General features: G+C 65.9%; 1 protein-coding gene. It reads right to left on the bottom strand.

Going from position 1 to position 636, the window contains the following annotated elements; all coding sequences use genetic code 11:
• Nucleotides 1-636: ribonucleotide reductase N-terminal alpha domain-containing protein (locus ACFFNX_RS51940; protein ID WP_378213890.1), on the bottom strand; the 636-nt coding region annotated here is incomplete at both ends.

Consider the following 636-nt stretch of genomic DNA (forward strand, 5'->3'; position numbering starts at 1 on the left):
CCACCGACGCATCCAGCGTCCGCAACCACGGCACGATCCCGTTCGAATGCCCGTTCGTCCCCCGGATCAACGACCCCCGGCTCCGCACCCGACTCCAAGAGATCCCGATCCCACCCGCATACTTACTCAGCCGCGCGACCTGCCCATACCGCCCATAAATCGCCTCCAGCTCATCCCGCGGCGAATCCAGCAGAAAACACGAGGACAGCTGCGGACGCGCGGCACCAGAATTGAACAACGTCGGTGAACTCGGCAGATACGCCAACCGCGCCATCAACCCGTACAGCTCCGCCGCCTCGGCCACCGTCCCGGCCAGCCCACACGCCACCCGCAAGAAGAAATACTGGGGCCGTTCCAGCACCCGCCGCGTCGTCGGATGCCGCAACAGATAACGGTCATAGACGGTGCGCAGCCCGAAGTAGGTGAACCGGTCATCCGCATCGTGATCCACCAGAGCATCCAACACCGCCGCGTTACGAGCGACGAACCCGGCGGTCTCCTCGTTCAACAACCCCTGCCCATAGGCCGCCGCAACCGACTCGGCGAACGACACCGGCCCCGTCTCCTCGGCGATCACCCGGGCCAGCAGACGCGCCGCCACCCTCGAATACACCGGATCGGTGACCACCAGCGCCG

Origin of the sequence: Actinoallomurus acaciae (assembly GCF_042429965.1) — a bacterium.
Taxonomy (GTDB): domain Bacteria; phylum Actinomycetota; class Actinomycetes; order Streptosporangiales; family Streptosporangiaceae; genus Actinoallomurus; species Actinoallomurus acaciae.